The organism is Marinobacter sp. BW6, from assembly GCF_008107725.1.
Lineage (GTDB): Bacteria > Pseudomonadota > Gammaproteobacteria > Pseudomonadales > Oleiphilaceae > Marinobacter.
The window spans coordinates 1-557 of sequence record NZ_VIRN01000059.1 but is presented as its reverse complement, the minus strand read 5'-3'; the positions used below and the strand labels follow the sequence as shown (position 1 = coordinate 557).

General features: G+C 59.8%; 1 protein-coding gene. It reads right to left on the bottom strand.

The features are described from left to right. Nucleotides 1-475 (bottom strand): helix-turn-helix domain-containing protein (locus FMN52_RS05700; protein WP_148607690.1); only part of this gene is annotated, 475 nt, incomplete at its 3' end. Between the last annotated feature and the right edge of the window lie 82 nt (nucleotides 476-557).

The following is a 557-nucleotide window of genomic DNA, read 5'->3' as shown; positions in this document are numbered from 1 at the left end:
CCGGCGGACCGCGATGCTCAAGTCTGGCGACCAGGGTCTCGGGAAAACGGGTGATGCGAACGCTGTCGAAATCAAGGTCTCCGGCTGGCATGATTTGTCCTTTCAGCTCAAGAAGCGGGTCATAGGTCTTGTGCCAGGTCGTCCAGTCGGGGCTCTGCCTGAAGACCGAGGGACTTTGCCCGAAGACCCGTTTGAAGGCACGGGAGAAACTTTCCAGGTTCTCATAGGCCGCATCAAAAGCGATCTCCGTGACAGCGGTTTCCCGTCGGAAGGCGAGCTGGTGCCCTGCCCGCTTCAACCGCAGGAGCCTGCGGTATTCGGCAACGCTCACGCCCAGGATAGCAGTGAACTGCCGCTGAAAATGAAACCGGGAACAGGCGGCGGCATCCGCAAGCGCTGTAATGTCCATCGGCCGGTCGATCGTCCTGTCGATCTCGGCCAGAACATTTGCAAAACGCTGCCTTATGCTGCTCACCCGGGTCTCCCTGTCCCTTTCCGGTCACCTGACGCTTTCTTTTTATTCGGCCGCTTTCTCCCGCGCCTGACCGTGCTTGCGC